The organism is Mesorhizobium sp. P3_A2 (genome assembly GCF_056403115.1).
This window is the reverse complement of record NZ_JBFUGC010000016.1, coordinates 57,387-83,670: the sequence shown is the minus strand read 5'-3', so window position 1 is coordinate 83,670 and position 26,284 is coordinate 57,387. Positions and strand designations below refer to the sequence as shown.

The following is a 26,284-nucleotide window of genomic DNA, read 5'->3' as shown; positions in this document are numbered from 1 at the left end:
GCCGATAGCCGCCAAGGCTGCCAACAACCTCTCCCACACTATCCGCAGTGGAGTGCGATTATTGTGCGAACTGGTTCAGGGCTGTTGGGTCGATTGTCGTCAGGCCGGACTTCACGACTCGCCGCCTTGCAGAGCGTATCCTGCTTGACAAAGCGAGGTTCTCAGCCACCATTTTCTCGCTGAGTGCAAGCGCAAGCTCGGTTTGTTTGATGCGCTGCTGCTGGGCATCGGCGAGTTGCTTGGTCAGAAGATCGGCTGCCATTCTGGATCCAGGGTCCGCGGGATTCATGAGCTCCTAACACATAGCGGGCGAAATCGTTCCCTATTGTCGGGCGAAACCGGCGCCGCATCAAGGGGGGTGGCCGAGGTTGAACCGACGAGATTATCCCAAGATCGACGTCGTGGGCGCGCACCTGTCGGCATGCCAAAAGAGTGCGACGAACGCAGGCGGCGTTTGGGCCGAGCGCCAGGACATCGAGAGACGACGACGAGCGGGAGCACCGATCACTTCTGATCAAGTTGCCAAGTTGGCGACTTGAAGCCCGCGGCCTCACGGTGGCGGGCTGTTTAGAATGGTCAGGCTGGCTACAGCTTTGACAGGTACGGTTACGGCCTCATCAAGCGGAGGTATCAATGGTCTCGGCGATTGGAAATCAACATCGGCAGGTACCGGAAACTCAACCGAAACCCGCAAAGACAGAACCGGGCGAAGTATTTGTGCCAGGCAAAAGCGCAGACAGCGTAGGACATCGCGCCAAGGCTATGGTGGCAGAAAGTGGCGACACAGATCCTGGTGCGCAGGGGCGCGCCGCGTCGACAATCGCCAGAATGGATATTACCGTTTTGACTCCTCCGACCGAAGAGCCGCCTTTGGAGTAGCTCGGGCGGCCGTGCCGGCTGCCTCACGGTGGCGGGCTTCAGTCTTTGTGCAGCACGATGTAGCGACTGCTCACCGCATTCGCGCCCATGCCCCGTGTGACGACAACCGTCCTGTATCCCGCGGGAAGGGAACCTGTAGCGGATGGGTCGACCGGACTGCATCGCCCGACGATCTCCCCGTTGGGGGCGCCTGCGAGCCTGTCGGCCAACGCAGCCTGGCATTCGTCAAGGGATACGAACATCTTAGCCGGTGACGGATCGAGCGGTTTGCAGACAGCCTGGCTTGGGCTGCACGACAGCAGAACCATCATTGCTGCAGTTGCCGGATCCATTTGCGAGTTTCTCCCCTTTGTGGACGAAATCTCAACGCGGAAGCGGGGACTTTGTTTCGCAACTGCTAAAATATCAGAGCGTGTGTGGGAACAAGAAGCGGCTATGTCGGTTCTTTGAGCATGCGAGGCAAAATCAAAGATCCGCCGCCGAAACCCAGCCCGAAGAAGACGCCTGTCCGTCCAGACCAGGACGCATCGCCGGAGCCTCAACATATCGATCCGCCACCGCGAGATGTGCGCGAGGCGCCGGCACCAAATCCAAACGGCGATAAAAAGTCTTGACGGCCAGCCCGCCGACCAAGAAGGCGTTTCTGAGGCAGCCACCAGCGAAGACGTAGGCAGCGTGTTCGAAGTCATCTTGGAGGCGATGAAGAACCGCGCCGGCCTAGAATCTTCACGGCGGCGGCGAAGGCAGCGGTAAGGTGCGCTCACGTGCAGCACGATTTGCGGATTAAGCAGGACCCATGACCAGCGTCTGGGTCGCATGCTGTTTGGTCGGTATCGTGGTGGCACTGGTGATGTTATGGTCAATGAGGCTATAGCGGCTCCTCCAATCTCTGATTGACGCGCATATGTGAGCCTGTGCCATTTCGAATGAGATTTGTCGGCATCAATCTTGCAGCGCAGGTTTGCCGGCTGACCCCGGTCCTGATCGCGTACTCTGATCAGGTTTGTGAGGCTCGCCGGGCTTGAGGTCGTGGGGGTCTTCGTCCGGCGAGTTTGCCACTTGCCGTCCTGCCAGGACGCGTGATGCCGTTTTGTACGTTTCCGTACCATCTTTTTTTATTGAAAGGCCGGTTTCGGCAGACTTATAAAACGCGACGTTGCCACTGCTTTCGTATGGAGGCTGCGATGGATAGCGTGGAGCCGAACGGCAAGGTTTCGCCGTGCATTGAAGTGGTCGAAGCCTGCGGCGAATGGTTCGTCCGCGTGGTCGAGGATGACCAAGAACTAACCCGATCCTTCGAACTGGAATCGTTCGCTCTAGCCTTCGCGGAAGGCCAGCGGATGCGCCTGGGGCTTGCCGACTTCAAGAGGTTGTAATCGCTACCCAGAGAAGTATCAAAAGTCGACGTGTCGACGTTCTATTAGCATATTGGCAATCGCGCAATTAAGGCTATCGGGCTATCCAGCCGTACGCGGCCGAACTGGGCCTGCCGGTGTTGATCGAGATGTTGCCTTTGATCTCGCAACTACCAGCACTGTCGTTCAGAGGCCGGCAGGAACGAGCCCGGCGATAGCTTCAAGGCTGTTCGGGCTCACCGTGAGAAAGGCTGCCAGGGGGCCATCACCAGCGCAAGCAGATATTGCCATCGCCACAACCGCGCTCGGCGTTTCTTCGCCAGCGGTCAGCCTGATTGGCACCCTGATGAGGCTGGACTTTGCCCACGCCCCTCTGCTTCCATTCAGGCGTTGGGTCCATACATGTGCGAGATCGCTAAAGGATCGGCGAAAAAATTAGCAGTAGCTAAAATTGCTCCTTTGCGCTTAAGCGCGCTGTAATCCGCCTCGAACGATAAAGCCGGAACCAGTCACATGGCTGGCAAGCCGACTATTGGAGAAAACGATGAAAAAGCTCCCCTTGCTGCTGGCGACTTCTGTCGGTGTGCTGGGCATTTTCACGGCAGCCAGTGCCTTCGCAAGCCAGGTCTCCGATCACGCTGGTTCAGCAGCGACCATTACCAGCGGCGACCAGAACGATGATGATGATGCGGTCGAGGCCGACGCCAGCAATGGCCACCAGAATGACGATAGCGCCACCGCCGGCCCGCAAAAGGGTAGTGACGACCAGGGTGAGGATTCCGATGATGCCAGCGGTGATATCGGTGAGCACCAGACCGGCGAGCATCAGAGTGGTGAGCACCAGAGCGGTGAGCATGCCGGTGGCGAGGACGGCGGCAGCGGTGGCGAGGGTGGTGGCGACGGCGGCGGTGACGGCGGCGGTGACGACTGACACAGGCGGCTTAGCCGGACACCCGACGGACAAGTTGCCCCAGATGTAAGCTTCGGCTAAATTATCTTGCGACGAGAATTCAAACCCTTACCCTCGTCAATCTCTGACGCCCGCTGGCCCCCTGGCGGGCTTTTTCTTGTGAGGAACCTATACCGGTTTTCCGTGGTTGAGTGTTCCGATCGCGTTACCACTGGTCACTTTATACCCGCCAACATCTGTAACGCCGGCGCCACGTCTATGACGCTGCACGCAGGCTTGTGCGGGAACGGCGCCTGGCCCTGGGTCGGGCCGGTTCCGCTGCCACGCTGCCAACACCGACAACGCCCTCACGTTCCCTTGCACTCGTCACTTTGTGCAAGCGCTCATATGGCAACAACTCTTTGACGCGTGCACTGAGCGCAGCGATTTCTCCCCGCATGTCCTCGCATTCCTGCCTCTGGATATCGGACTGCATCTGTTCGGATGCGTATTGGACAGAGATCTGCGAGAGGTCCGCAGTCAACCTCGAAAGGCTCAGCTTATCAGCTTCGCTCTCTTTCATGAGATCAGAATACCTTTCATCTGCAACCTGCTTTTCGGCCATGGTATCGCTCCATTGAGCCGTCAGTCTGGCGATCTCGTCGGATGCTTCGCTTGCCTTGCTCAGCGCCACATCCAGTCGCGATTGAAGGCTTTGAATTTCAGAACGCAAGCCGCGTATCTCCGCAAGAGTGCGTGCGCGTTCGGCTTCCCTGTCGTCTTCCGAGATGCGTGCGGCTTCCGTCATTTCCGACAATTTCGCCTGCATGATCTCAAGCGACTTCTGCAGCCGCGTTTCCTCTTTCTCGCTCTTGCCAAGCGCAGCCAGCAGTTCCGAATGCCGCGCCGCATCGTTGGCATGGATGGTCGATAGCTCATCGAGCCTGCGCCGCGCCTCAGCTTCGCGCTTCTGTGCCTTGTCGAGGTCGATCGAAAGCCTCACATGCTTTTCCCGCAAAGTGTCGTTTTCCCGTGAGCGCCTATCGGCCTCGGCCGTTCTCACCGAAAGAGCTTTGGCAACCTCGCTGAATTCCGCTTCCCGCTTTGCGCTGGCGTTGGCTGCCTCCACCAGTTCCAGCCTTACTGCGGCCAGCGCACTGCGGAGAGCGTCCCTGTCCTGTACCAGACCCGCCTCACGCTGCTGCATTGCACCGAACGCGCTCTCGTGCTCGCGCTGCTTCCGCGTCACATCGTGCAGTTGTTCGGACAGGACCTTCTGTTCCGCAGTCAGGTTGGCGTTTGCTATTTCCAGTTCGTTGGCGCGAAAGAAGTCTGCTTGAAGGATGTGGAAGAATTCGCGTGTGTAGTGGTGTGAGGTTGCAACCTCCAGAAGCTTCGCCTTGACTTCCTCCAAATGCTCCTCCGCATCGTTGAACAGCCTCTCAAAAGAGCCCAAAGCATCGAGCCGGCTCTGCGTATGCGAAGTCAGCTGTCGCGGACCTTCAATGGAAACGCCCTCAAGTTGAGGGGCATCGGTCTCTATCGCGAGGTCGTCTTTCGGGACACTATCGTCCTGCGATGGGGCCATATCATCGAGGCTCAGGGAGTTGTTCAAGGCCTCGGCTAGCTCTATCTGGAGTTCCTCGGCAGCCTTTTCCACTTTGTCATAACGTTTGATAAAGTTCGGCAAATTCATCTCAAGCACTCCCTACGCAACATAACCTTTTCGACGCCACTTTAAGCCACCTTTGAGGCGAGAGGTTCATGCATTTGAAGGTCAAGATGCTAGAGTGATTACAGCGCTATCCGTGGATATCTACGAGCTTCGGATATATCCGTCACCTGACCTCAAGACACGCTGACCGAAACAGGCACCGGCGGGGCCTTCAGCGGTCAGGACAGATCGCGGGACTTCCGCCAACTCGCAGCGCGTGCTTGTGTATCCAAACCTGGAAACGCAACCGCAGGTTTCGCGCATTCCATCGGATACATGCGTTAAGCATCTATTCGTTCATGAGCGATCGCGGCATTCTCTTCCTGGACGAATGGATGGCAGAACACCTTCTGCACGTCACCAACGATGATCCAGCCACGGCCGTCGACCTGGCTGACCAGGTGATTGAAGCGGCGAAAGAGCACGGTATAAGCGCCGACGAGATCAGCGAGGAAGTTGGCAGCGTATTCAAAGTCATTCTCGATATGATACAGCGTCGCGGAAGCGATTGGGCAGAGTAGAACCTTCCTGCAGTGAGAGATGCGATTGTGCCCTACACCGCCCCTCCTTCGTGATAAAACATTATCCCCCGCGGATCGGCTGGCTCGGCGCCACGTCTCTTGCCGGGGGCGGGTGGCATGAGATCAGAGAGCTTGGTCATTTTCGGGAAGGGTTGCCGATAAGCGGAGTTTTTCGCTTCGGCAGGACGTAGCTTTCCACCAGGCGGACATGCTCGGCGTCGACCGTCACCAACGGCCGGAGGCTGATGGTTACCTTATCGCCGTCGATGCGAGTGACATGGCCGGTCAGCTCCATATGCTGGCCGATCACGGCCTTTGAAGTGGAATCGACAACCGAATGCGGGAAGGCATAGGAGGGGATCGTCACACTGATGCGATCGTGTGTCACCCGACCGCGCACAACCGCCGTGACGGCGACTTCATCGCCTACCTTGATATTGCCCCGAGCCATGCCGATGATTCTGGTGCGGCCGGCGCCTTAGTCAAGGGGATGCTAATATGCCCTTGCGGGTGGGGGCTTAGGGACTTCAGTCTTAGTTGAGCGATCGCTAATATTCATGTAGCTTGGGCAGTGCGGGAAACCCGAATACCAAATGTCCCATGGGTAGCATCGGGCCTGTTCGCCGCATCATCAGAAGGCTGTCCTAAGTGCTTTCAACTGTATTGCGGGAAAAGCTGGTTTGCGAATGCGGTCGCACCGGGTATTTGAAACTACGAGAAGACGCTCAGCCCCTCAGCGGCACCTGGGAATCCTACAGCTTGGAGGGTTTCGAAGGCAGCAGCCTGACGATCACTAGTTCGGGAAATATTCCGGGCGACAAGTTGGCCTATCTCCATCCTTTGTGTCCTCAATGCAGTCAGTGGGGCAAGGTGAAGTATGCCAGCAGTGCCTGAGCCCGCAAGACATGCTCGAATGGATCGTGCGCAAGTAGGCGCTACCCAGCCATAGATGAGTGGCCGGCAGGGTTGGGTTGCCTTGTGGGGCTAATGTCATGCCGGCCACTGCGGGTGAGTTTGGTCCCCCGCGCGGATGACCCTATGGGTATATTAGCAATCGCGCAATTACGCCGTATGGACTACCCCGCCGTAGGAGGCCGCGCCGGCCCTGTCAGGTTCCATTGAACCTAGCTTTCTGCCCGGTGATTTTCTCGATCGATTTCATAAGCGGCCCGTGGACCTCACGAAGCGCTCGGTAGTGCTCAACTGTGGTACGCGAGGAGCGGCCGGACGATGCTGTTGTGCATCCTCTGCTGCCACGAGAAAGCGGTCGATTTCAGCCGGCGATAGTTGCTTCGAAGGTTTGAACGCTGTGGTGAACGCACCGTCTCGCGTGCGAAGTGTTTCGAAAAGAGACGCTAGTGCGGCATGCGGCTTGCTTCGTACGAACCGGCAGGAGGTAACTATGATACTTTCACGAGATCGGGACGAAGACGATATGATCGTCCAATGCCCTAACTGCAAGCGAATGATGATCCGCAAAGGGCGCATGATCAAAAGCGCCAAGTCTCTGACGTGTGAGGCTTGTGGTAATGAGATCCGCCTGACTTATTCGTACAAAATGGCAATCTTTGAAAACCGCAGGCCACCATCATAGTTTGTCCGGCCGAATTGCCAAATGCTCGACGGTTGGCTGGACCAGGAAAGTGGCCGACGCCAGGGGTTGGGAAACCTCGGGTGGGGCACGCGCCGGTCAAAAACAGGCAGGGAGCAACCCCACCCAGCGCCCCGTAGTGACGGCAGGCCGCGCCCCCAAACCCATGACCCAGCGCAGCCTACCGTCCCATAAGGTACGCGGAGACAAAGCAAGTAGTTGCAGAGAAAATGGCCGGCGTCGTGTGAGTTGGGGACTCTGGTGGGTTGGCGCCGGCCAGGGCGGTTTGAGGTTGCACCACTTGGAAGTATAAGCGCGGCAGTGGCGGCGAATATGGTGCGATCGCGCAGGTCAGTCGCTGGCCGGCAGCATCAGCACCGGACCGTCGCCAAATCAAATCGACACGATAGGCCAAGCTCAGGTACTTGCGCAGAAAGGCTTCTACGGCTTGAGATTGACATCGGTCGAACACCGGATTTCGCAGCGATCGATCTCGGAGGACCTGCCAAATTGGCTCTGTCGGCTACCCCTACAGCTACCCTAGCCTAATGTCATTAGGGTAGCCAGAAATTCGACTAGGGAGAAATTGTTGATTGATTTCAATGTGGTGCGGACGACGGGAATCGAACCCGTACGATCAGAGATCGAGGGATTTTAAGTCCCTTGCGTCTACCAATTCCGCCACGTCCGCAGGCCAGCCCTTTTCAGACGCCAGCGGAAACCCGTCAAGCCATCTTTTGCCGAGTGTCGCCGCTCGAACTCATGAAAGGTGATTCGTGATTTTAAAACAATTGGTTGTGGCGAAAATCTCAGTCGCCGGCGACGCTCAGAACTTGTAGCTCAGGTTCACACCGACCGTGTTCAGCTTCACGTCCTGATTGCGATCGTTGAAGGGTTCCGCCACGTCATAGTGCTCGGAGCCGAAATCATAGTAGCGATACTGCGCGCCGACGATGAACTTGTCGGTCAGCGCGTAGTCGACGCCGGCACCCACGGTCCAGCCGACGTTCGTGCGCGTGCTGGCGAACGACGCCCCCGCGACTTGCGACGTTTCGATGCCGGCAAAGGCGACGCCGCCGACGCCATAGACCAGCACGCGGTCCATGGCGAAGCCCGCCTTGGCGTTGACTGACCCGAACCACTTGATGTCGGTGCCAAATATGCTTCCCAGCCCCGATTCCGCTGTGCCGTCGACGGCGGAATAGTTGAGGTCTGCCTCGGCGCCGAGCACCGCCTGGTCGAACTGCCACAGGCCGGCGACATGGCCGCCGACAAAACCGCCGTCAATGTCGGTCGAGATCGAAAACGGCGCGTCTTCCGTCACTGATATGTCGGATTGGCCCCAGCCATAGCCGGCCTGCAGGCCGGCGTAGTAGCCGGTCCAGTCGAAGCCCGGTTCGGTCATCGGCACTGCCATCGGGTCGGCGGCAAAAGCCGGCGCGGCCAGAACAATCAGCGCACTTGCGAACGTCAGGCGACGCATTGAGTTCTCCGAAATGGCGGTTCAGAAGACGTCTTGCCGGAAGGTAACCCTATTCGCCGCAAAACGGAACCCGTTGTTCAACAATCGAAATACGCCTGTTGCTGCGCACTATTCTCTATTTGGCGTCGATGAAGTCCAGCGCCGCCTGACTGTATTCGTCCGGCGCCTGCAGCATGGCGAAATGACTGGCATTGGGCAGGATGATGAGCTTGGCGCCTGGAATGACGGAGGCCATGTATTCGGTGTGTTCGCGCTTGATCGCCTCGTCATGATCGCCGGCAACGATCGCGGTCGGCGTGGTGATCTTGCCGAGCTGTTCCTTGGTCCAGGCCGGCTCCGACTCCCACATGTGGCTGATTTGCGCCACGAAGGCATCGTACTGGTCCGGCGTCTTCGACATCTTCTTGTAGTCGCGGCCCGAGCGTTCGATGTAGGCGGCAAAGGTCTTGTTGGTCATCACGCCGGGGTCGACGCCATCGGTGGTGACATTGGCGGCCTGCGCAAAGAGCCTTGTCAGCCGCTCCGGATGATGCAGCGCGATGTCGATACCGATAATGCCGCCGTCGCTCCAGCCGACAAGAGCGGTCTTGTCGATCTTGAGGTAGTCGAGCAGGGCCAGATAATCCGACGCCATGAGGTCGTAGCCGTAAGGTTGCTCGGTGCGGGTGGAGCGACCATGGCCGCGGCTGTCGGCGACAATCACCTTGTGGGTCTTGGACATCGTCGCCACCTGGCTTGCCCAGATATCGGCGTGGCCAAGACCACCATGGATCAACAGGATCGGATCCCCGGCGCCGAAAACGGCGTAATACATCTGGATACCGTTGACCGGCGCATAGCCGGTCTGATCCGGTTTGGGCATCGCCGCCGGCTCCGGCAAGGTCAGCCAGCGCTCCTCGGCGGCTGCAAAGCCGGCCGGGATCAGGAACAGGGCGACGAAGACGAACGCTTTCAGGAACCGGGCCATGACTTCCCCTCAGGAGGTTTCGTCCTCGGGTCGTTTCGGCCTCGGACGATTGCGAAGGTCGATTTAACAGTCTTCCCGTGTGCGGAGTCAACGAACGGGGGGTTCGGGCTGGCGGCGTGAATTGAAAATTCAATCCGTGCCGCCCGCCGCGACGCGTCCGGTTCCGCCTGTGACGGCAATCGCAACAAAAAACCCGCCTCGCGGCGGGTCATTGGCGCAAATCAGCACCATCTAAAAAACAATAACATAAGTGCCGGCACAAATAAACCTCGCCGAGCGGATTTCGCCCGCAATCGCTGGTCAAAGCCATGCCGGCTTGGCACAGTCGGGCAAACAGGAGTCTCCCATGGCAAAGACCGCGCACGCCACGAAACCCAGGCCTTGGACCGAGATGGCAACCCATCTGGTCGATGTCGCGACCGGGCGCAAGCCGGCCGATCTCGTCATTCGCAACGGGCGCTGGGTAAATGTGCATTCGGGCGAGATCATCGCCGGCACGGACATCGCCATTGCCGGCGGGCGCTTTGCCTATTGCGGGCCGAATGCCAGCCACGCCATCGGCCAGGGCACCAAGGTGGTCGACGCCGGCGGCCGCTATCTCGTGCCCGGCCTTTGCGATGCGCATATGCATGTCGAGAGCGGCATGGTGACGGTGACCGAATTCTGCCGCGCCGTCATCCCGCATGGCACCACTTCGATGTTCATCGACCCGCATGAGATCGCCAATGTGCTGGGGCTTCCCGGCGTGCGGCTGATGCATGACGAAGCTGTCGCCATGCCCATCAACGTGCACGTCCAGATGCCGTCCTGCGTGCCGTCCGCACCCGGGCTGGAGCATGCCGGCGCCGAACTGACGGTTGCCGACGTCACCGAGGCGATGACCTGGGAGAACATCATCGGGCTGGGCGAAGTGATGAATTTCCCCGGTGTCGCCGCCAACGATCCGGTGATGGCGGGCGAGATCGCCGCCACGGTGAGGGCCGGCAAGACCGTCGGCGGCCACTACGCCTCGCGCGATCTCGGCCTGCCGTTCCACGGCTATGTCGCCGGCGGTCCGGAGGACGACCATGAGGGCACGCGCGCCGAGGATGCGATTGCGCGCGTGCGCCAGGGCATGAAGGCGATGCTCAGGCTCGGCTCGGCCTGGTACGATGTCGCCTCGCAGATCAAGGCGGTGACGGAGAGCGGGCTCGATCCGCGCAACTTCATCCTGTGCACCGATGACAGCCATTCCGGCACGCTGGTGCATGAAGGCCATATGGACCGGGTGGTGCGCCACGCCATCCAGCAGGGGCTGAAGCCGGTGACGGCGATCCAGATGGCGACGCTCAACACCGCCCAGCATTTCAAGCTTGAGCGCGAGATCGGTTCGATCGCACCGGGACGGCTGGCCGACCTGCTGATCGTTTCCGATCTCGCCGCCATGACCATCGACGAGGTCTATGGCCGCGGCGTCAGGCTGGCCAAGGCCAGCAAGCTCGACATCGACATTCCGGCCTATGACTATCCGAAGACGGCCAAGAACACGGTCAAGCTCGGCAAGAAGCTGAGGGCAGGCGACTTCGACATTGTAGCGCCCAAGGGCGCCAATGAGGTGCGGGTCAGGGTCATCGGCGTCATCGAGAACCAGGCGCCGACGCGGGCGCTGGAGGCAGATTTGCCGGTCGAGGACGGGCTAGTCGCCATGGATCGCCGCAATGACATCTGCCAGATCGCGCTGGTCGAGCGCCATCGCGGCACCGGCGGCGTCACCAACGCCTTCGTCTCCGGCTTCGGCTATATGGGCGACTGCGCCATGGCCTCCAGCGTGGCGCATGACGCCCACCACATCATCTGCGTCGGCACCAACAAGGAAGACATGGCGCTGGCCGTCAACCGGCTGGGCGAGGTCGGCGGCGGCGTGGTGCTGTTTTCAAAGGGCAAGGAGCTGGCGCTGGTTGAAATGCCGATCGCCGGCCTGATGTCGGACGAGCGCGCCGAGATTGTCGCCGCCAAAGCCGAGAAGCTGACCGAGGCGATGCGCAAGATGGGTTGTTCCCTGAACAACGCCTACATGCAGCACTCGCTGCTGGCGCTGGTCGTCATTCCGGAGCTCAGGATTTCTGATGTCGGCCTGATCGACGTGACGACGTTCCAGAAGGTCGACCTTTTTATATAAACTGTTCGGGGATATCCGAGCCCGCCGTAGCTCTGTGTGGAGTTTTGTAAGAGAAATTAGAAGAGATAATCTTCAAAGAAGGATACCGCAATCCCTAACGCAATAGATCCAAAAAATGCAATATAAGCGTACATATCGTTTCTATTTTCTATTTTTCGCCATCGTTGCGTATCCTTATCAAGGAGATTGAAATAAACTAGAATACCAATACCAGCTAAGCCAAATATCCACATCGAGTACGGCACGAGATAAAATCCTTCACCCACCAGTGGCGATGGTCAGCACCTTGAACGGGGTGGTGATGACGACTTCGGCCATGGAGCCGACCGCCTTGCCGATCCCTTGGCCGATGTCGTCAAACTCGCCCGGATCGTTCGATCGCAGGGCGGCTGGTGTGCGCAGTCGGTCACCGAGCAATTGCACCAGGATCGGATTGTCCGCGAACTTGGCATGGTTCAAACGGTCACCGCCCTTGGTCTTGGTCAGATCCGCCACGACCACGCCATAGCTGGCGAGGTCGGCCGCATTGCCGTAGTCGCCGACACGCGGCTTGTCGCCGGAGAGGAAGGACGACAGCTTCAGCGCACGGTCGTCTCCCGAGAGCAGGATGGCGAACGGCTTGTCGGGCTTGCCGTAGCGGATCATCTGTTTCTTGAAGACGTCGACATCGATATCGGGCGAGGCCAGGACGACATAGCCGAGCTTGCCGCCGAGATCGCGGTCGCCGGTGATGGCGAGCTGGCGCAGCGCCTCCATCGTCACCCAGGTGCCCATCGAGTGGGCGATGATATCGATGCTTTTCACCCGGGTCTTTGCGAGCATCCTGAGCGTCGCCTCGAGGTCGTCGCGGGCGGCGTTGGCGCTGTCCTTGTCGTAGATGTAGCCCGTGGTCTTGCCGCTCGAAGCCCAGGAAAACAGCACCGGCGTGCCCGGATATTGGGTGTCGTGGGCGATTTGCGTCAGCCGGTAGACGCCGTCGTCGAAACCGTTGTTGAAGCCGTGCACGAAGACTAGTGCGCGGTCGCCGTTTGCGGCGATGTTGGCGCCGACCGCCTTGGCGAATTGCGGGGCGTCGCCGTAGTGGACGACGTCGGTGGCGGTGAACTGCTTGGCCGGGTTGGAGTTGGCCGAACCCTTGGCGCGCTCGATGGCGCCCAGCTGGTGAACCTTCGGCACGGTGACGTCGACGCGGGCGTAGCTGGTGGTCAGCGAACGGTCGCCGTCGAACACCTGGCGCGGGTCCTTGGTCGCCGGCTGGCGGGTGGTGGCGACGAAGATTTCGTGCGTGGCCGCTATGTCGGAGGCGGGCACCGACACCGTCGTCTTGTTCAAGAGGTCATGCGTGTTCTGGCCGGCGCAGCCGGCGACAGCGAGCGCGAACGCAAGGACGAGGACGGTCTTCCAACGCACGTTCACGCGGGCTCCCGCTGGCGCATGGCACCGATTTCAATGTCGATAGAGGCAGAGACCGGCCCGGTCCAGTCGAAAATGAGCGGGCCGCGCGGCATTTGCGAAGTCGCGCGGCAACAGTAGCCGCAGGGCAACAGCCTATTGTCCGAGCGCGCTGATGCGGTCGGTCACCGTCTGATCGCTGGCAAAGCCGTCATCCTCGCGCAGCCGCTGGCCGATCATCTTCACCAGTTCGGGGTTGTCGGCGAATTTGGTGTGGTTGAAGCTGTCGGTTCCCTTCACCTTGGAGAGATCGACCACGGTGACGCCATAGGCGGCGAGGTCGGCGGCATCCTTATAGTCGCCGACGCGCGGCCGCGAGCCGGCGATCAGGCCGGAGAGCCTGAGCGCACGGTCATCGTCGGAGAGCAGCAGGATAAACGGCTTGTCCGGCTTGCCGTAGCGGCGCATCTGGCTCTTGAACACGTCGACATCGATGTCGGGCGAGGCCAGCACGACATCGCCGAGCTTGCCGCCGAGATCGCGGTCGCCGGTGATGGCAAGCTGGCGCAGCGTTTCCATGGTGACCCAGGTTCCCAGCGAATGGGCGACGATGTCGATGCGCCGCGCGCCGGACTGCTGCAGCATGCGCAACGTCACTTCGAGCTGGTCGCGGGCGGCACTCGCACTTTCCTTGTCATAGACATAGTCGGTGGTCTTGGCGCCCGATGCCCAGGAAAACAGCACCGGCGTGCCGGGATAGCCGGAATCATGGACGATCTGCGTCACGCGGTAGACGGCGTCGTCGAAGCCGGTGTTGTAGCCATGCACGAAGACCATGACGCGGCCGCCGCGCGCGGCGATATCGGCGTTGAGCGCGGCGGAAAATTTCGGCTGCGCGTCATAGCCGACAACCTCGGAAGCCATGAAATACTTCGCCGGGTCATTCGACTTGCCGCGCGAGCGGCGCTCGATCTGGCCGGTCTGGTGGATGCCGGGAACGGTGACGTTGACGCGCGCATAGTTCAGCGTCGCCGAGCGTTCGCCGTCGAAAACCTTGTTGGGATCGTCGGATTTCTTGCGTGTCGTGGCGATGAAGATCGAGTGATTGCCCGAGATTTCGGTCACCGGCGTGGACATGACGGCGCTGCCGAGCAGTTCCTCGGTTTTGCGGCCGCCGCAGCCGGCGATCAACAGGGCAAATGCAAGAATGCAAATCGTCTTCAAACGCACGTCAAAATTCCACTTAAGCCCAAAAGGGCCATCCACCCTCCGCGACACCTCCCGGACAGGCCAAGTGCGGCGGAAGTAAGTCGTGTCCAGCCTAAATGCGTTCAGCGCCGAGCCACGGTCATCGCACTGTTGCGCGAAAGCCAAAATGGCGGCAGGAACGCCGGTATATTGGAGAAGGGCAGCACTTCGGGCTTCAGCCTTATGCCGAGCACGTCCATCATGAAGGCTCGGCGCGCCTCGATGCGGCGCCAGGCGTCGGGATAGCGAGCCGCGAACTCCTCGCGCAAGGCCTGGTCTGCGAGCGCGATGCCGTCCTCGATGTTGGTGGTGAAATAGCTGGTTCCGGTCGCCGGGATGATGTCGACCTGCAGCGCCATGCCCGACCGCAGCTTGATGTCCGAGCCGGAAAACACCGGCGAATGCATCCATTCGTCGATGTGGACGAGATGGCCGGGATTGAGCGAGACGCCGAAGAATGGATCACCGATGCGGTCATGCACGGCTTTCCACAGGGCACCGCCGGCAACGCCAATGCCGATGGTCTCGTACCAGTCGACGACGGCGGCAAAATAGGGCGCGACCAGTTTGTCGACATAGTCATTTATCTCGCGCGGCAGCTCCTGCGCACTCTCGACCAGGAAGCCGGCGCGGGCATTGAGCGAGCCCTGGATGCCATAGGCCATGGTGATGGGGTCGCCGCGCTTGATGATGTCCAGGCGCGGGCTTGGCAGGCCGTAGGGCGCACGCTTGCCGGCGGACAGCATCGGGTGGCAGCACAAGGGCAGGCCGTTCATGCCCATCAGCCGGGCTGCCTGCATTTCGGTCATGCCGGGCTCAATTCCTTGCAGCACATTACGCAGGCCTTGCGAGGAGAAGGTCGCGGCGAATTCGAAGGCTGCCAGTTGGTCGGCCTCGTTGATGGCGCGCAGACCATCCGTTGGGTTCATCAGAAGGTTGGCGGCATTGACCACCGCGCCCTGGTCGCCGGCCAGTGTGCGCAGCGTATCGGCGATGAAGGACGGCAGGTCGAGCGTCGCCTCGCCAAACCCGCCATCGCCGGGGCCGAACGGTTTCCAGCCGATGGCGCCGATCTTCTGACCGGTCTTCAGGCCGCAGGCGGCAAGCGTGTCGGACAGGGAGGCGGAGCGGTCGCGTGGCTGCGCCGGCAGCGAGAAAGTCTGGTAGAGGACGCGCTCATAGGGCCCATCGCAGATCTCGGCATAGCCCCAGCCCTCATTGCCGACGAGAAGTTTTGGCTGGTTGCCTGGAACGATAACCAGCAAAGTCTCCTCGAAACGCGGGTCGTAACCGCTGAGGTAGGCGACATTGGCCGCATGCTCGCGGTCGCCGTAGATGGCGAAGGCGTCGAGCCCGGCCTCGGCGCCGCGCGCCAGCAGAGCCTCGATGCGCGCCTCGTAGGTTTGCCGCGCTAGCAGCGGCATGGTGGTCGGCTCGCCGAATTCAGGAAGCGCGACGGTCTTCAGAGCGACAGCCGAAACAGGCATGAAGATGGCTCCAATGAATTTCTTTCGGCGCGTCAAAGGGGCCGCGCCGCATCGGTGGCCGCAAACGGCGAATTGTGCAATAGGCTTGGCATTCCAACCACGTGATCACGGGCGCCATGAACAGTTTCTCCTCCCGCGTCGCCATTGCTGCCGCAGCGATCCGCGAAATCTTTCCCGAAACGCCGCTGCAGGAAAACGACTATCTGTCGAAGAAGACCGGGGCGCGGGTGCTGTTGAAGCGCGAGGATCTGTCGCCGGTCCGCTCCTACAAGATCCGCGGCGCCTTCAACTTCTTCCGCAAGGCGCTTGCCGCCGGCAACGATGCCGAACTGTTCGTCTGCGCCTCGGCCGGCAACCACGCGCAAGGCTTTGCGTTCGTGTGCCGCCATTTCGGCAAAAAGGGCGTGGTCTTCATGCCGGTGACGACGCCGCAGCAGAAGATCGACAAGACGCGCCTGTTCGGTGGTGATTTTGTCGAAATCAGGCTGGTCGGCGATTTCTTCGACGACTGCTATCGCGCCGCCTTCGAATTCACTGAAAGTTCGGGCGCGCATATGGTGCCGCCCTTCGACCACAAGGACATTATCGAGGGGCAGGCCACCGTTGCCTATGAGATGGCCGACCAGATGCCCGGTGCGTGCATGCCCGACATCATCATGCTGCCGGTCGGCGGCGGCGGCCTGGCGGCCGGGGTGACGCACTATTTCGCCGACCAGCAGCGCGAAGCCCGCTACGTCTTTTGCGAGCCGGCCGGGGCGCCGAGCCTGCATGAGAGCCTGGCCACTGGCAAGCGTATCAAGCTCGCCAATGTCGACAATTTCGTCGACGGCGCGGCGGTGGCCGAGATCGGCCGCGAGCCGTTGCGCCACCTCAAGGAGTTCGCCGCGGACGCCGTGCGGCTGATCCCAGAAAACCGGCTCTGCGCCACCATGATCGAAATGCTCAACATCGAAGGCGTGGTGCTGGAGCCGGCCGGCGCGCTGGCGATCGATGCGCTGAAGGATTTTTCGCGAAAGGAGATCCGCGGCAAGACCATCGTCGCCGTGGTGTCGGGCGGCAATTTCGATTTCGAGCGGCTGCCCGACGTGAAGGAGCGGGCGCTGCGCTTCGAGGGCCTGAAGAAATACTTCATCATCCGTTTCCCGCAGCGGCCCGGCGCGCTGCGCGACTTCTTGGAAATGCTCGGTCCCGACGACGACATTGCCCGCTTCGAATATCTGAAGAAATCGGCGCGCAATTTCGGTTCGGTGCTGATCGGTATCGAAACCAAGGACCGGCGCAATTTCGACCTGCTGAAGGCGAATTTCGAGGCCGAGGGCGTCCACTATCAGGACATCACCGACAACGAGACCCTGGCGGGGTTCATCATATGAGCGCCACGGTCTTTGTTGCGCTGTTTTCCGGCATCAATGTCGGTGGCAACCGGATCGTCAAGATGGCGGAGTTGCGGTCATTTTTCGAGGAACTCGGCTTCACCGACGTCGCCAGCTATGTGCAGAGCGGCAATGTCGTGTTCCGGGCAAAGAAGGGCGATGCGGCCACGCTGACGAAACAGATCGAAACCGCTTTCGAGAAAAAATGGGGCTTTCATTCGCGCATCATGGTGCGCGATCTCGGCTGGTTCGAACGGCTGGTGAGTGAAAATCCCTATCCGGAAGTGGCCGGCGATCCGACCAAGCTCCATGCCTACACGCTGGAGCGCCAGCCGACAGACGATGAGATCGCCAGGCTTGCCGAAAAATGCACCGGCCCCGAAAGCTTCGAGGTCAAGGGCGACGTGCTCTACCTCAAGGCGCCGGACGGGCTCGGTAAATCGGTGTTCGCCAATCTGATCCCGCGCGTGCTCAAAGTGCCGGGCACCGCGCGCAACTGGCGTTCGGTGCTGGCGCTGCTGGAGATGGCCGGCAAGTCCGGCGCAAAATAGAGTTATGCCGGCGCGTGCTTCCAGTCGAAGATCAGTTCCTCGCGGAAAGCAAAACGCTTGATGTGATCGGCAACCACACTTTCCAGGCGCTCCAGCGATCCGCCTTCATCCGTCGACACCGTGATATGCAGCGCTGCCGCATCGGCATCGAGAACCGTGCGGCCGAGCGACAGATCGATGGTGCCATGGTTCGGATCGAACTCGACGGGAAATTTGTGTGCCCAATGCTTGCACAGCTGTTGCAGATAGCGGCTGGCGTAGGCGGTGGTGACATCGACACGGCTGGTCGGCATGAATGAATTCTCCTGGACGGAGCGCTGGCTGTGACTGGCTCGCGCGTCAGGCAGGTAAATAGGTGCGGTCGCCGGAAATGACAAAGGCGGCCGGCTTGGTTGCGCGGCCGCCTCGCTCAAGATGGCGTGATCGCTACCAGGTGCCGGTGTTGGGCATCGACGCCCACGGCTCGGCCTTGGGCTTGGCCGGTCCCTTCTGCAGCAGCTCGAACGAGATGCCATCCGGCGACTTGACGAAGGCCATGTTGCCGTCGCGCGGCGGCCGGTTGATGATGACGCCATTGTCCATCAGATGCTGGCAGGTGGCGTAGATGTCGTCGACCTCGTAGGCGAGGTGGCCGAAATTGCGGCCGCCCTTGTAGTCCTCCGGATCCCAATTGTAGGTCAGTTCGATCAGCGGTGCCTTTTCGGCGATGCCGCTCTCTACGTCCTCGGAGGCGGCGAGGAAGATCAGGGTGAAGCGGCCCTGCTCGTTTTCGTAGCGGCGCACTTCCTTCAGGCCGAGCTTGTTGACATAGAAGTCGAGCGAGACATCGACGTCGGCGACACGGACCATTGTGTGGAGGTAGCGCATAGGATTTCCTCGGGGATGTTTGGGTTGCGAGGCAACATAGGGTCCACCCCGCCGAAGGGCAACGAGCATCGGACCGAAAAAGCGGTAGCCGGTTTTGGAAAAGTCAGATTGCTCTGACAAAAGCGTCGGACGCAAGTGGTTGCCAATTCCGGCAAAATCCTGCGCAAATTGCCGACCGGTTGACGGCCTGGACAGATCGTCATTGCGGCCGGCAGCAACGCCGGCAAACAACAAATCAGCTATTCTTGTATCCAACCGTGAAAAAAGGCACGGCAGGTCTTGCACACCCGGGAAGCGGCGGTGTTAATCTGATGTCAAGAATCACTTGCGGTTTTCTTGAAAAAAAGGGGGCGTTCTTATGGGGGATAGGGCCTCTTCCACGAGGCGGGATGAGAACCTTGACGACGCCTTGAAGCGCGACAGTGGCGGCGATACCGCCGATTTGGTCGAAATCGCCGGCGCCATCAAATGGTTCGACGTGGCCAAGGGCTACGGCTTCATCCTTCCCGATGACGGTTCTTCGGGCGACATCCTCCTCCATGTGACCTGTCTTCGAAAGGACGGTTTCCAGACGGCGTTGGAAGGCGCGCGTGTCGTGTGCCTCGTCAAGCATGGCGACCGTGGCTTGCAGGCGTTCCGGGTGCTGTCCATGGACACCACCACTGCGATCCATCCGGCCGAGATGCAGGAACAGCGCACCCACGTGTCGGTGACGCCGGAAAGCGGGCTCGAACGGGCGCTGGTGAAGTGGTTCAACCGCACCAAGGGCTTCGGCTTCCTGACCAGGGGCGAGGGCACCGAGGATATCTTCGTCCATATGGAGACGCTGCGCCGCTACGGCATCACCGAACTCAGGCCCGGGCAGGTTGTTCTGGTGCGCTTCGGACGCGGTGACAAAGGCCTTATGGCTGCCGAGATTCACCCCGATATGGGCACCTTGCCGGTCGCGCATTAGGACGCGAGCCATCCCGACGAATTCGGGACGGCTCTCTTTCCTTGTTTTCTTGGTTTCACCACGATCTTATCCGAATACCTGAGACCACTTTTTGGGATCATGGTTTCCGGTCGAGGATTTCAGATGGCGCACAGGAACTGGCTGACTGCGGGCGCGCTCTGCGTCATCGTTGCCGTGGCCGCCGGCGCTTACTTCTATTCCGGGCAGCCGACCGCATCCCAGCAGGCTCCCGCCGGCGAAAGCCAGGCGATGATCCTTCCCGTCGATCCGACACCGCTGGTGGTGGCGACGAAAGGCGGAGACAAATCCTTCACCATCGAAGTCGCGAACACCGAAGCGGAGCGCGAGGCCGGCCTGATGTATCGCCAGGACATGGCGGACGATCATGGCATGCTGTTCGTCTTCGAGATGCAGAAGCAGGTCGGCTTCTGGATGCGCAACACGCCGATGCCGCTCGACCTGATCTTTGTCGGCCAGGACGGCAAGATCCGGGCGGTCAAGCATGGCGAGCCGTTCTCCGATGCGGTCATCTCGCCAGGCGTTCCGGTGCGCTTCGTGCTCGAGCTCAAGGCCGGCATCGCCGCCAAAAACGGCATCGAATATGGCGATCTGCTGCGCCATCCGGCCGTTGGTACGGTGTCCGGGCCCGGCATGCCGCCCCCGGACAAGGGCGATTCGCCCACGCCCGGCGCCGGCTGAGCGGCGTCGATGCAGTTCTTTTCGCATGACGGGTTCGATCTCGCCTTCCTCGACCGCCAGCCGGCGTCGGGCGAGGGCGATCCGGTCCTGATGATCCACGGCTTCGCCTCCAGCCACTATGTCAACTGGGTGTCGCCGGGCTGGTTCAAGACGCTGAACGACGCCGGCTACCGCGCCATCTCCTTCGACAATCGCGGCCATGGCTCGTCGTCGAAGAGCTATGACGAGGCCGACTATACGCCGGCCAAAATGGCCTCGGATGCGGCAGCGCTGCTCGACCATCTCGGCATCGGTCGCGCGCATGTCATGGGCTATTCGATGGGCGCGCGCATCTCGGCGTTCCTGGCGCTGTCCGATCCGGACAAGGTGGCGACGCTGGTCTTCGGCGGCCTCGGCATCGGCATGGTCGATGGCGTCGGCGACTGGGACCCCATCGCTGAAGCGCTGCTGGCTGATGATCCGGCCGCCACCAGCCATCCACGCGGCCGCTCGTTTCGCGCCTTCGCCGATCAGACACGCAGCGACCGCCGGGCGCTGGCGGCCTGCATCGCAAAGTCGCGTGAATTGCTCAGCGAAGACGACATGACGCGCATCGCCCAACCGACGCTGATTGCGGTTGGGACGACAGACGATATCGGCGGTTCGCCCGACGAGCTTGCCGCGCTGATGCCGAACGCCAGGGCGTTTCACATCGAGGGCCGCGACCATATGCTGGCCGTCGGCGACAAGACTTTCAAGCAGCGCGTGCTGGAGTTTTATGCCGAAAATCCGCTCTGAGGCGGATGGCCGCTTTGGTTGATCTTCTCGTCACCTACATGGAAATGCGCCAGGCCAATCCGGCGCCTGCCCGCATCAAGCCGGCAGCCGGTGCCTCGGTTGCGCTGGAGAGGCTGGACAGCGCCGGTTACATCAGCCTCTACCGCGCCGTCGGCGAGCCTGTGCAGTGGGACCAGCGGCTGCGCATGGCGGCTGGAGACCTCGAGCGCCTGCTGGCGCTACCCTCGACACACATCCATGTGCTGCGCGTTGGAGGCGAGGCAGCTGGCTTGTGCGAATTCAACGGCGTCGGCCAACCGGACGTCGAGCTGGTCCATTTCGGACTGGTTCCCGTCTTCCATGGCCGCCGGCTCGGCCCGTTCCTGCTCGACCAGGCGCTTCGCGCCGTCTGGTCGCATGCGCCGCAAAGGGTCTGGCTGCATACAGACACCTATGACCATCCGTCGGCGCAATCGGTCTACAGCCGCGCAGGTTTCAAGCCGTATGAGCAACGCATGGAAACTTTCCGGACTAGCCGGGCTCCCTCCGGAGTTTCTGGTCAGTCAGCCGCGAGTGCCTCGATCGAGCGCACGATGTTTTGCCTCGCCTGCGGTTCGAACCGGCGCCGGAACTCATCGGTGTGGAAGATGTGGTCTCGAGCGAGAAAACTCTTCAAGACGGCGCTGCGGCCGGCGCGCCACATCGGCTCCTCGACCCAGGCGTATTCCCGTCGGACCGCCCGCTCATAGGCGTCGAACGCAGCCGGCTCGGCGCCCAGGATCGACAGATCCATGTCGAGGAAGAGGCCGGCGTCGCGCATTGCCGCCGCATCGTCAAACGACGGCAGCTGGTGCGTGGATGTAGCGAGGATCATCGCGCTGATACGGCTCAACCGTTCCGGAGCAGTGCGTCCAGCCAGGTCTTTCTCGGCAAGGGCCGCACTTTGCGCCTCATTGTCCTTGGCCTTGCTGTCATAGATGGCGTCGTGGAACCAGATTGCGGCTTCGACGGCTTCGGGGTCATGCAGCAAGGTGCGATAGTCCTCGGCCAGCGCCAGCATCGCCTCGATATGCCTAAGGTTGTGGTAGTGGCGGTCTTCGGCCCGATAGAGCTCCGAGAGTTGCCGCTTCAGCGGTTCGTCGATCAAGGGCCGGTCTTTCAAATTTGTCATCCGTCCAGTTAACCGATCTCAACCCCTCGGAGTCAAAACCAATCATTTCGAACCTTGCGCGGGCCGGGGCTCTGGGGAATTCTGCCGTTCCACTTTAACTGAGGAGGCTGACATGACGAATACCGTGCCGGGACCGATCGACATGAAGCTGGAGGCCGTCATTATTGCGGTTGCGGACGCAGAGCGTTCCAAGCGTTTTTATGGTGGCCTCGGTTGGCGGCTCGATGCCGACTTCGTCGTCGGCGATGCGTTTCGGGTCGTGCAGTTCACGCCGCCGGGTTCGCCGTGTTCGATCCATTTCGGCAAGGGCCTGACATCAGCCGCGCCGGGCTCGGCCAAGGGGCTTTATCTCGTCGTATCCGATATCGTGGCGGCGCATGCCGAACTCGTGGCGCGCGGCGTCGAGGCCAGCGAGGTGTTCCACCGCACCGGACCCGGGCAGCCGCCGGTCAGCGGCAGGCATCCGGAAGGGCGCAGCTATTCCTCCTATGCCACGTTCAGCGATCCGGACGGCAACAGCTTCATCCTGCAGGAAATCACCCAGCGTTTGCCCGGCCGCGTGGACGCCGGCGACACGATATTCACCTCGTCGGGCGAGCTTGCCGCGGCACTGCGACGCGCGGCGGCGGCACATGGCGAGCATGAGAAGCGGACCGGCGGACAGTACGATGTGAACTGGCCCGACTGGTATGCGGAATATATGGTGGCGGAACAGGCCGGAAAGCCGCTGCCGACCTGAATGGCCCGGTATCGCGCGGGTCCGCTGGCCCGTTTTCCGGCGAGCCGGGGATCAAGGGTTCGTTTTCCATGGCGGCTTGAATCCGCGTGAACCAAATCCATTTGATGAGTGACTAAGGAAAATTGAGTTCAATCGTGCTAAGATCTGGCCTATATGTGCGGCCGGACAACAAGCCGGCAGGCCGGAGACGTCGATGAACAGCATTACGATTGCCCGCCCCACAATGGTGCAGCCGGTCGATCCGATCTGGCGCTCGATACGCGACGAGGCGATGGAGGCGGTGAACCGCGACCCGCTTCTGGCGGCGTTCCTCTATTCAACCATCCTCAACCAAGAGAGCCTGGAAGAGGCGGTCATCCACCGGCTGGCCGAGCGGCTTGCGCACCAGGACATCGGTTCCGACCTCATCCGCCAGACCTTCAAGTCGATGCTAGCCGACGACAAGGAATGGTCGTCGATCGTGCGTGTCGACATCCAGGCCTATTACGATCGCGACCCGGCCTGCGACCGCTTCATCATGCCGGTGCTCTATTTCAAGGGTTTTCACGCCATCCAGACGCACAGGCTGGCACATTGGCTGTGGAACCAGGGCCGCAAGGATTTTGCGCTCTATCTGCAGAGCCGATCGTCCTCGGTGTTCCAGACCGACATCAATCCGGCCGCCCGCATCGGCAAGGGCATCTTCATCGACCACGCCACCGGCCTTGTCGTCGGCGAAACGGCTGTGATCGAGGACGATGTGTCGATCCTGCACGGTGTGACACTGGGCGGCACCGGCAAGGCCGGCGGCGACCGCCACCCCAAGATCCGTTACGGCGTGCTGATCGGCGCCGGCGCCAAGATCCTCGGCAACATCGAGGTCGGCCATTGCTCGAAGATCGCCGCAGGCTCGGTGGTGCTGTCGCCGGTGCCGCACAACAAGACGGTTGCCGGCGTACCGGCCCGCGTCGTCGGCGAGACCGGTTGCGACCAGCCTTCGCGCCAGATGGACCAGCTTCTGCCGTCGCAGTCGATGGACCAGGTCGTCAGCTTCGACATCTGATTTGCACGATCCGGTTTGCCGGGCTTCCGTCCGGCTGCCGGCGCTGTTGCCCCTTAACTTCGCGTTCTATCCAGCCGGCTTGCCTTTACATCGCCATTGTCGACGTGCCAGAAGCGCGTTCCAACGAGCAAGCCCGACGATCGGAGAAGACTTTTGAAGCCGGACGAAATCAGAAAGCTGGACGCGTATTTCAAGCGCGTCTTCCAGAATCCCAAACTCGAAGTGAAGGCGCGGCCGCGCAAGGAAGATTCGGCCGAGGTCTATGTCGGCGACGAGTTCCTCGGCATCGTCTTCAAGGACGAGGACGACGGCGATTACAATTTCTCGATGGCGATCCTCGACATCGATCTGGCCTGAGCCCAGAAGGCTACAGACTTCGGCGATTGGCGGCAGCAAGCCGCACCATCGTCATCCCAGGGCGAAGCAGCCGCGCAGCGGCGTTGCGGAGACCTGGGATCCATGCCGGGGCATCGGCCCAGGACGCGGCGGTCCAGAACTGCCTCCCTGCTCTTCCAACAGCAAATTCTGCACCGCTGCGCCGCCTAAGGGCGGGTCCGCGCGGCTTCGCGCCCGCTCCGCCCGTGGACGACGAAGGGTCGCTATCTCGCTGCCTTGAGGACACGCGTGGCCTCGGCGACGATTGCCGCGTCAAGCGTCGGCCAGTTGTCCAGAAGTTCCCGGGGAAAGCGGTAGGTCAGGCTGAGGCTGTCGCCGACCTGGATGTCGCGCTCGCAAGGCGCCAGCGATTCCTCGGCGCTTGGTCCGCTCAGGCAGCGGGCGACGAACGGATCCTTGCCGGCGCGGCCGGCAACCGCAAGCACCTCGTTGAGATAACCTGATTTTTCGCTGAAGCCGTAAATCATCGTGCCGCCGGGGCCGGGCGTTCCGGGCTGGCGGATCAGCGCGCTGTAGATCGGTGCGAAACGGCCGCTCATGTCGCGCGACATCATCTGCGGTTCGAACGACAGGAAGATGATGTTTTTGGCCGTTCCCGTGTGGTTGAAGTCGTCGCGGGCGGCTTCGCTGTAACCCTCCATCTGGGGATAGCGCAGATAGAGGTCGAGGCGCGAAGCGAGGCCGTCGCGGCGCGCCTGCAGGAAGCGGATGGCGTTGGCCGGCACGGCAATGACATTGTTGCCGATCACCACCCGATGGACCGTGGTGTCGTCGGTATAGCCGGCCATGGCGATCGAGCGGCCGAACCATTTGCCGCCAAGGCTGATCGCCAGCGACAACAGAGCCAGTGCCGCAAAGGCATAAAACACTCGCTTCATCAGCACGGAATCGACGACGTTGAATTCTTCGGCGGTCGCTGCCTGCTTCATCGCAATCCCCATAATGGCCGCTCCTGTCCTTGGACGGCACACACGCCGCGGCATGGCTCTTGCAACGCGGCTGTCGGGTGCGACTGTGCGATTTCATGGTAAACGGAAGGTAAAGATGAGCCCGCTGCTGCCCGTTCTGTTCGCTTTTGCCGTCGGGCTCACCGCCTGCGGGCTCACCGGATCCGTGATGGAACTGGCCGCCGGCCGCCGGCTTGCTTTCGCCGAGCCCTATGTGTCGCCGGCGCACATCCTGCGCTCGCTGGCCGCGACGGCCTGCGCCGGGCCGTTCATGCTGGCCAACGATGCGCTGGACGCGCGGCGCGAGGGCCGTATTTCGACGCTGATGCTGATGTCCTGCGGCTGCACCGTGATGGCCTGGGCGCTGGCGCTGGGTATCGTGCTGATCGCCATTGCCTCCTGGGGCGTCGGTTCTCCTGGAGCGGCTCAGCTTTTGGTGGAATCGCTGGCCCGGTATTTGTCTTGAACGGAAAACCGCTGCGCGGTTTTCCCTGGGAAAAACCGCCACGCGGTTTTCCTTGGATTGTTTTAGGGTTCGTTCCGCCTGAGACGAATCGGAGACTAAAATGCCGATCTATGCGATCGACGGAAAGGCGCCTCGTTTCGAGGATGCCGACAGCAACTGGATTGCGCCCGACGCGACGTTGATCGGCGACATCAAGGTCGGCCGCAACGCCGCCTTCTGGTTCGGCGTGGTCATCCGTGGCGACAATGAGCCAATCGTCATCGGCGCCGACAGCAATGTCCAGGAGCACACGGTGATGCACACCGACCCCGGCTTTCCCCTGACGATCGGGCAGGGCTGCACCATCGGCCACCGCACTCTGCTGCATGGCTGCACGATCGGCGACAACAGCCTGATCGGCATGGGCGCCATCGTCCTCAATGGCGCCAGAATCGGCAAGAACTCACTGGTCGGCGCCAGCGCGCTGGTCACCGAAGGCAAGGAATTCCCCGATAATTCGCTGATCGTCGGCTCGCCCGCGCGGGTGATCAGGACGCTGGACGAAGCCGCGATCGCCAGGCTGCGCGCCTCGGCCGCGCACTATGTCGCCAACGGCAAGCGGTTCAAGGCCGGGCTGACGAAGGTTTAAGGCAAGCATG

General features: G+C 61.1%; 26 protein-coding genes, 1 tRNA gene and 1 pseudogene. 15 read left to right on the top strand and 13 right to left on the bottom strand.

All coding sequences use genetic code 11. The features are described 5' to 3' along the window. Positions 1-58 precede the first annotated feature (58 nt). Positions 59-262 (bottom strand): hypothetical protein, encoded by a 204-nt coding sequence (locus tag AC1DXM_RS28445; protein ID WP_477238340.1) that lies wholly within the window; start codon positions 260-262, stop codon positions 59-61. A gap of 1,801 nt (positions 263-2,063) precedes the next feature. On the opposite strand from AC1DXM_RS28445, the gene AC1DXM_RS28440 reads away from it, so the two are divergent. Both AC1DXM_RS28440 and AC1DXM_RS28435 read left to right on the top strand, forming a co-directional pair. Further along, complete coding sequence (locus tag AC1DXM_RS28440) at positions 2,064-2,255, top strand: hypothetical protein (RefSeq protein ID WP_477238338.1); 192 nt, start codon at positions 2,064-2,066, stop codon at positions 2,253-2,255. Positions 2,256-2,778: 523 nt separating this feature from the next. Then, entirely contained in the window at positions 2,779-3,165 is a 387-nt protein-coding gene (locus tag AC1DXM_RS28435; RefSeq protein WP_477238336.1) for a hypothetical protein, read from the top strand. A gap of 235 nt (positions 3,166-3,400) precedes the next feature. Here AC1DXM_RS28435 and AC1DXM_RS28430 read toward each other — a convergent pair whose 3' ends face one another. Beyond that, entirely contained in the window at positions 3,401-4,819 is a 1,419-nt protein-coding gene (locus tag AC1DXM_RS28430; protein ID WP_477238334.1) for a coiled-coil domain-containing protein, read from the bottom strand. Between the two features lie 317 nt (positions 4,820-5,136). Here AC1DXM_RS28430 and AC1DXM_RS28425 point away from each other — a divergent pair, with 317 nt between their 5' ends. After that, entirely contained in the window at positions 5,137-5,358 is a 222-nt protein-coding gene (locus AC1DXM_RS28425; RefSeq protein ID WP_477238332.1) for a hypothetical protein, read from the top strand. Between the two features lie 136 nt (positions 5,359-5,494). Here AC1DXM_RS28425 and AC1DXM_RS28420 read toward each other — a convergent pair whose 3' ends face one another. The 4 genes from AC1DXM_RS28420 to AC1DXM_RS28405 all read right to left on the bottom strand — a co-directional run bounded on the left by AC1DXM_RS28420 (position 5,495) and on the right by AC1DXM_RS28405 (position 9,399). Continuing rightward, a complete protein-coding gene (locus AC1DXM_RS28420; RefSeq protein ID WP_477238330.1) occupies positions 5,495-5,809 on the bottom strand; it encodes a hypothetical protein in 315 nt (104 codons plus the stop codon). 1,745 nt (positions 5,810-7,554) lie between these two features. Further along, positions 7,555-7,640, bottom strand: a tRNA-Leu gene (locus AC1DXM_RS28415). 135 nt (positions 7,641-7,775) lie between these two features. Further along, positions 7,776-8,432, bottom strand: coding sequence for an outer membrane protein (locus AC1DXM_RS28410; protein ID WP_477238328.1), 657 nt, complete (start codon positions 8,430-8,432; stop codon positions 7,776-7,778). A gap of 115 nt (positions 8,433-8,547) precedes the next feature. After that, complete coding sequence (locus AC1DXM_RS28405; RefSeq protein ID WP_477238326.1) at positions 8,548-9,399, bottom strand: alpha/beta fold hydrolase; 852 nt, start codon at positions 9,397-9,399, stop codon at positions 8,548-8,550. Positions 9,400-9,745: 346 nt separating this feature from the next. Between AC1DXM_RS28405 and ade the strand changes: the two genes are divergently transcribed. Then, the gene (gene ade / locus AC1DXM_RS28400; RefSeq protein WP_477238324.1) at positions 9,746-11,557 is read left to right on the top strand and encodes an adenine deaminase; all 1,812 of its coding nucleotides are present in this window, start codon (positions 9,746-9,748) and stop codon (positions 11,555-11,557) included. A 258-nt stretch (positions 11,558-11,815) separates the two neighbouring features. Here ade and AC1DXM_RS28395 read toward each other — a convergent pair whose 3' ends face one another. The 3 genes from AC1DXM_RS28395 to AC1DXM_RS28385 all read right to left on the bottom strand — a co-directional run bounded on the left by AC1DXM_RS28395 (position 11,816) and on the right by AC1DXM_RS28385 (position 15,684). Further along, positions 11,816-12,973, bottom strand: coding sequence for an alpha/beta hydrolase (locus tag AC1DXM_RS28395; RefSeq protein WP_477238322.1), 1,158 nt, complete (start codon positions 12,971-12,973; stop codon positions 11,816-11,818). A 132-nt stretch (positions 12,974-13,105) separates the two neighbouring features. Next, a complete protein-coding gene (locus AC1DXM_RS28390) occupies positions 13,106-14,179 on the bottom strand; it encodes an alpha/beta hydrolase (RefSeq protein WP_477238320.1) in 1,074 nt (357 codons plus the stop codon). Between the two features lie 101 nt (positions 14,180-14,280). Continuing rightward, positions 14,281-15,684 carry an aminopeptidase P family N-terminal domain-containing protein gene (locus tag AC1DXM_RS28385; RefSeq protein ID WP_477238318.1) on the bottom strand — a complete coding sequence of 468 codons (1,404 nt, stop codon included), beginning with the start codon at positions 15,682-15,684 and terminating at the stop codon, positions 14,281-14,283. A 116-nt stretch (positions 15,685-15,800) separates the two neighbouring features. Between AC1DXM_RS28385 and ilvA the strand changes: the two genes are divergently transcribed. Together ilvA and AC1DXM_RS28375 are read left to right on the top strand one after the other, a co-directional pair. Continuing rightward, on the top strand, positions 15,801-17,057 hold the full coding sequence (gene ilvA, locus AC1DXM_RS28380; RefSeq protein ID WP_477238316.1) for a threonine ammonia-lyase IlvA: 1,257 nt from the start codon (positions 15,801-15,803) through the stop codon (positions 17,055-17,057). Then, positions 17,054-17,608 carry a DUF1697 domain-containing protein gene (locus AC1DXM_RS28375; protein ID WP_477238314.1) on the top strand — a complete coding sequence of 185 codons (555 nt, stop codon included), beginning with the start codon at positions 17,054-17,056 and terminating at the stop codon, positions 17,606-17,608. Before ilvA ends, AC1DXM_RS28375 begins: the two co-directional genes overlap by 4 nt. 2 nt (positions 17,609-17,610) lie before the next feature. Here the strand turns inward: AC1DXM_RS28375 and AC1DXM_RS28370 are convergent, their stop codons facing one another. Together AC1DXM_RS28370 and AC1DXM_RS28365 are read right to left on the bottom strand one after the other, a co-directional pair. Continuing rightward, positions 17,611-17,901 (bottom strand): DUF2218 domain-containing protein, encoded by a 291-nt coding sequence (locus AC1DXM_RS28370; protein ID WP_192251546.1) that lies wholly within the window; start codon positions 17,899-17,901, stop codon positions 17,611-17,613. A 133-nt stretch (positions 17,902-18,034) separates the two neighbouring features. Then, complete coding sequence (locus tag AC1DXM_RS28365; protein WP_112563411.1) at positions 18,035-18,475, bottom strand: VOC family protein; 441 nt, start codon at positions 18,473-18,475, stop codon at positions 18,035-18,037. A gap of 358 nt (positions 18,476-18,833) precedes the next feature. Between AC1DXM_RS28365 and AC1DXM_RS28360 the strand changes: the two genes are divergently transcribed. From AC1DXM_RS28360 to AC1DXM_RS28345, 4 genes and pseudogenes are all read left to right on the top strand, one after another. Then, positions 18,834-19,430 carry a cold-shock protein gene (locus AC1DXM_RS28360; RefSeq protein WP_477238312.1) on the top strand — a complete coding sequence of 199 codons (597 nt, stop codon included), beginning with the start codon at positions 18,834-18,836 and terminating at the stop codon, positions 19,428-19,430. Between the two features lie 123 nt (positions 19,431-19,553). Continuing rightward, on the top strand, positions 19,554-20,129 hold the full coding sequence (locus AC1DXM_RS28355) for a DUF192 domain-containing protein (RefSeq protein ID WP_477238310.1): 576 nt from the start codon (positions 19,554-19,556) through the stop codon (positions 20,127-20,129). A 9-nt stretch (positions 20,130-20,138) separates the two neighbouring features. Next, entirely contained in the window at positions 20,139-20,906 is a 768-nt protein-coding gene (locus AC1DXM_RS28350; RefSeq protein ID WP_477238308.1) for an alpha/beta fold hydrolase, read from the top strand. Between the two features lie 5 nt (positions 20,907-20,911). Next, positions 20,912-21,370: pseudogene (locus AC1DXM_RS28345) on the top strand (GNAT family N-acetyltransferase); the annotation flags it as partial. A 74-nt stretch (positions 21,371-21,444) separates the two neighbouring features. On the opposite strand, the gene AC1DXM_RS28340 reads toward AC1DXM_RS28345, so the two are convergent. After that, positions 21,445-22,056: an HD domain-containing protein gene (locus tag AC1DXM_RS28340; RefSeq protein ID WP_477238306.1), complete on the bottom strand. Its 612-nt coding sequence runs from the start codon at positions 22,054-22,056 to the stop codon at positions 21,445-21,447. A gap of 112 nt (positions 22,057-22,168) precedes the next feature. Here AC1DXM_RS28340 and AC1DXM_RS28335 point away from each other — a divergent pair, with 112 nt between their 5' ends. From AC1DXM_RS28335 to AC1DXM_RS28325, 3 genes are all read left to right on the top strand, one after another. After that, on the top strand, positions 22,169-22,795 hold the full coding sequence (locus AC1DXM_RS28335) for a VOC family protein (protein WP_477238304.1): 627 nt from the start codon (positions 22,169-22,171) through the stop codon (positions 22,793-22,795). A 193-nt stretch (positions 22,796-22,988) separates the two neighbouring features. Next, on the top strand, positions 22,989-23,837 hold the full coding sequence (gene cysE, locus AC1DXM_RS28330; protein ID WP_112563436.1) for a serine O-acetyltransferase: 849 nt from the start codon (positions 22,989-22,991) through the stop codon (positions 23,835-23,837). A 153-nt stretch (positions 23,838-23,990) separates the two neighbouring features. Continuing rightward, positions 23,991-24,194 (top strand): DUF3126 family protein, encoded by a 204-nt coding sequence (locus tag AC1DXM_RS28325; RefSeq protein WP_006200852.1) that lies wholly within the window; start codon positions 23,991-23,993, stop codon positions 24,192-24,194. A 242-nt stretch (positions 24,195-24,436) separates the two neighbouring features. On the opposite strand, the gene AC1DXM_RS28320 is transcribed toward AC1DXM_RS28325, so the two are convergent. Next, positions 24,437-25,162, bottom strand: a complete 726-nt coding sequence (locus AC1DXM_RS28320; RefSeq protein WP_477238302.1) for a hypothetical protein — start codon at positions 25,160-25,162, stop codon at positions 24,437-24,439. A gap of 115 nt (positions 25,163-25,277) precedes the next feature. On the opposite strand from AC1DXM_RS28320, the gene AC1DXM_RS28315 reads away from it, so the two are divergent. Together AC1DXM_RS28315 and AC1DXM_RS28310 are read left to right on the top strand one after the other, a co-directional pair. Next, complete coding sequence (locus AC1DXM_RS28315; RefSeq protein ID WP_477238300.1) at positions 25,278-25,646, top strand: DUF6949 family protein; 369 nt, start codon at positions 25,278-25,280, stop codon at positions 25,644-25,646. 100 nt (positions 25,647-25,746) lie between these two features. Beyond that, positions 25,747-26,274 (top strand): gamma carbonic anhydrase family protein, encoded by a 528-nt coding sequence (locus AC1DXM_RS28310; RefSeq protein ID WP_477238298.1) that lies wholly within the window; start codon positions 25,747-25,749, stop codon positions 26,272-26,274. Positions 26,275-26,284 lie beyond the last annotated feature (10 nt).